The following is a 4215-nucleotide window of genomic DNA, read 5'->3' as shown; positions in this document are numbered from 1 at the left end:
TGTGAACGCAGGACTGAACCTCAGACAAGAAGCCGAGCGCCTGTTGGCTTCTTCAACCGTCGGGACGACGGGGCTAGCCTGATCAGGTTTCTCTCGATAGAGAGGATGACTCAGGAATCCCCCACCTCTAAGCGAAGCGAAGGTGGGGGTAGTTCAAGTAAGCAGGATTTTTCTTAATTTCCGACGAATTTTAGGGTTATCGGACTAATCTGTCGTGAAAAGGAGAATCAAGATGAAATCATGTAAGATTGTTTCTCGCCTTACCTTCATGTCTAGCTTTGCTTTGCTAATTGCTTGTGGTACGACTCCGGCGACAAATCAAGAAGTACTAGAAGAAATGGAAGAACCGATTGTCGAGGCTCCTGCAGAAACTCCATCTGTACAACCCGAGCCGGTCGTCACGAAGGCCTCCCTCTATGCGATTGGAGATATTCTTCTTCATGACTCGGTATACAATGCAGCTCGTGTCGAAGACGGATTCGATTTCGATTCGGCTTTCGAGCAGATTTCCCCGATTTTGAGTCGTGCGGACATATCGATCGCCAACCAGGAGAGCATGATCGGAGGGAGCGAGATCGGGCTTTCTAGTTATCCCGCGTTTAACAGTCCGTTTGAGATTGGTGACGCCTTGAAACGGGCGGGGATTGACTTGGTCACGACCGCGAATAATCATACACTCGACCGCGGCGTCCGAGCCATTGAAAATTCGATCGACCATTGGAATGCAATCGGGATGCCTTATACAGGCTCGTTCTTATCCGCTGAGGACAAGGCGAATATTCGTATGTTGACGGCCAACGATATTTCTTTTTCTTTCCTCGCATATACGTATGGGACGAATGGAGTCGTCCCGAAACAACCGTATCACGTGAACTATATCGACCTCGCACAAATGCGACCAGAGATTGAAAAGGCGGAACAGTTGACTGACATGACCGTCGTCTCCCTCCACTTCGGTACTGAATACGAGCCGTTACCGAATGAGGGGCAAACCGAGCTCGCACAATCGTTAGCGGACCTCGGGGTCGACATCATCATCGGTCACCACCCGCACGTGTTGCAACCTCCGGTGATGCTTGAGGGGGTCAATGGCAACCAAACATTCGTCGCCTACTCGCTCGGTAATTTCCTTTCCGGTCAACGAGGAGATGAACGGAATACAGGAGGAATCATCGGCATCGACGTTGTCAAGACGACGACTGAAGAGGGAGTATCGTTCGAACTCAAACACCCGATGTTTTACCCTACCTTTACACAAAAATCGACCGACGGACATTATGAGATCGTCTCATTGAAATCAGCAAAACCTGACCTTCTCTCCCCTGTCAGTGAGCATATGTCGCAATGGCTCCAAAATCTCACAATCGAACAATGAAGGCCACGATTTCATTCGTGGTCTTTTTTATTTCATAAAAAAGGTTGCCAGCCTACACATTATCCCTTACACTGAATCGTATATTTATAAATATTAATTAATAATTATACATTAGGGGTGTTCATATGTTGAAACAAAAACTCGTATTGGCTTACTCAGGCGGTCTCGACACGTCGGTTGCGATTAAATGGTTGGATGAACAAGGATATGACGTCATCGCGGTATGTTTGAACGTCGGGGAAGGAAAAGATTTAGAGAAAATTCAGCAGAAAGCGATGAAAGTTGGAGCGAAGAAATCGATCGTCATCGATGCGGTCGATGAGTTCGTGAACGACTTCGCTAGCTATTCGATGCAGGCGCACACAATGTATGAAGGGGTATATCCACTCGTCTCCGCGCTATCAAGACCGCTGATCTCAAAAAAGTTGGTCGAGGTCGCGCAAGCTGAAGGTGCGGTCGCTGTGGCACATGGATGTACCGGGAAAGGAAATGATCAAGTGCGCTTCGAAGTATCGATTCATGCACTCGATCCTTCCCTTGCAATCATTGCTCCGGTCCGTGAATGGAAGTGGTCACGGGAGGAAGAGATTGCATACGCGGCTAAACATCAAATCCCGATTCCAATCGTTCAAGAAGAGCCGTTCTCGATCGATCAAAACATTTGGGGACGCGCCATCGAATGCGGCATTCTAGAAGATCCTTGGGCGGCACCACCCGCAAGCGCATATGAACTGACGGCCGCGCTCGAAGACACCCCACACGAGCCGACTTACCTTGAAATTGAATTCAAGAACGGGGTGCCGGTCGCCATTGATGGGAAAAGTCAACCGTTCCCGGACATTTTAAAGGAATTGAACATCGTTGCCGGTGCGCACGGTGTCGGAAAGATTGACCATATCGAAAATCGGGTCGTCGGCATTAAATCACGGGAAGTGTACGAGGCGCCTGGTGCGATGACCCTCATCACGGCGCATAAAGCGCTCGAGGCGCTGACTCTCGTCCGTGAAGTCGCGCACTTTAAGCCGATTGTCGAGCAAAAGTTGACCGAGACGATCTACAATGGACTTTGGTATTCACCGCTCACGAAGGCGCTTCTCGCCTTTATCGATGAGACTCAAGCGAACGTTACAGGGACGGTCCGGATGAAGCTGTTCAAAGGACAGGCCATCGTAGACGGTCGGAAATCACCGATCTCACTTTATGACGAAGAACTCGCAACGTATACGTCTGCAGATACGTTCGATCAACAGGCAGCTGTCGGGTTCATTAAGTTGTGGGGCTTGCCAACGAAAGTCCAATCAGAAGTGTTGATGGAAAAAGGAGTGTTTGTCGATGAGTAAATTATGGGGGGGCCGTTTCGAGAAGACGGCGAGCGATTGGGTCGATGCGTTCGGGGCATCGATTGAGTTTGATGCTCAACTCGTCCTTGAAGATTTAGAGGGGAGCAAGGCCCACGTGACAATGCTCGGGGACCAAAAGATCTTGTCAGATGAGGAAGTGACATGTTTACTCAAGGGGCTAGACCAGTTAAAACAAAAAGCACTAGCGGGTGAACTGAAGTTTGAGGTGTATCATGAGGATATTCATATGAACTTAGAGGCTCTGCTTCATGATGAGATCGGGCCAATCGCAGGCAAGATGCATACGGCACGTAGTCGAAATGACCAGGTCGCGACGGATATGCATCTCTATCTAAAGGGACGCGTTCAAGAGGTGATTCAATTGATTGAAGCACTTCAGCAAGAACTCTACACACATGCTTCAGCTCATGTCGAAACGATCATGCCTGGTTATACGCACCTTCAGCGCGCACAACCAATCTCTTTGGCGCATCATTTGCTCGCCTATTTTTGGATGCTCGAACGTGACAAAGAACGGTTTATGGACAGTTTGAAGCGGATTGATTCGTCACCTTTAGGAGCAGGCGCGCTAGCCGGGACAACTTTTCCCATCGATCGTTTTCGGTCAGCTACATTACTTGGATTCGAACGGGTATACCCGAACAGCCTCGACGCGGTGAGCGACCGTGACTTCATTCTCGAGTTCCTCTCAAACGCGTCGATGCTCATGATGCACCTGTCCCGTTTTTGTGAGGAATTGATTCTTTGGGCTAGTGAAGAATATCGTTTCATTACAGTGTCCGATACGTTCTCCACTGGTTCGAGCATGATGCCACAAAAGAAAAATCCGGACATGGCTGAACTTGTCCGAGGAAAATCAGGTCGTGTAATCGGGAATTTAATGGGATTGTTAACACTTATGAAAGGACTTCCTCTCGCTTACAATAAAGATTTACAGGAAGACAAAGAAGGCATGTTCGATACGGTCAAGACCATACAAGGTTCGCTCAGTATTATGGCAGGGATGATGAATGAGTTGACGTTCCATCCGGACGTCATGAAACAAGCGACCGAGCGTGATTTTTCTAACGCGACCGAGCTCGCCGATTATTTGACGTCAAAAGGTATGCCGTTCCGTGAAGCACATGAGGTGACAGGTAAACTCGTCAACTATTGCGTGGACGAACGATTATATTTACGCGAACTTCCAATCAGTGCGTTTCAACAGCACTCAAATCTGATTGAAGATGACGTGTATCTTGCCTTGACGCCGGAACGAGCGGTCGCACGCCGAAACAGTTACGGAGGTACAGGTTTTGACGCTGTCCGCGTACAGTTGAAGGAAGCTTCAGCATGTATGCATACCACGCTCTCCTCATCGATTTGAATGGACCCGTCACTTTGTGACGGGTCAGGCTGTTGACTAACATGAATCATATCGCTCGCCTTTCCGGCGCCCACGCTTTCCGCAGGCAATCCCGGAGCCGCATCGCGACCTAG

General features: G+C 49.1%; 3 protein-coding genes. All 3 read left to right on the top strand.

The genetic code is table 11. The features are described from left to right. The first annotated feature begins 232 nt into the window (after positions 1-232). The 3 genes from KNP00_RS13970 (at position 233) to argH (ending at position 4102) form a co-directional block, all read left to right on the top strand. Positions 233-1375: a CapA family protein gene (locus tag KNP00_RS13970; protein ID WP_215146293.1), complete on the top strand. Its 1143-nt coding sequence runs from the start codon at positions 233-235 to the stop codon at positions 1373-1375. Between the two features lie 125 nt (positions 1376-1500). Further along, the gene (locus tag KNP00_RS13965; RefSeq protein ID WP_215146292.1) at positions 1501-2715 is read left to right on the top strand and encodes an argininosuccinate synthase; all 1215 of its coding nucleotides are present in this window, start codon (positions 1501-1503) and stop codon (positions 2713-2715) included. After that, the gene (argH, locus tag KNP00_RS13960; protein WP_215146291.1) at positions 2708-4102 is read left to right on the top strand and encodes an argininosuccinate lyase; all 1395 of its coding nucleotides are present in this window, start codon (positions 2708-2710) and stop codon (positions 4100-4102) included. Before KNP00_RS13965 ends, argH begins: the two co-directional genes overlap by 8 nt. Positions 4103-4215: the final 113 nt, after the last annotated feature.

Source organism: Exiguobacterium qingdaonense (assembly GCF_018617855.1).
GTDB lineage: Bacteria > Bacillota > Bacilli > Exiguobacteriales > Exiguobacteriaceae > Exiguobacterium > Exiguobacterium qingdaonense.
This window is presented reverse-complemented; position numbering and strand designations above follow the sequence as displayed.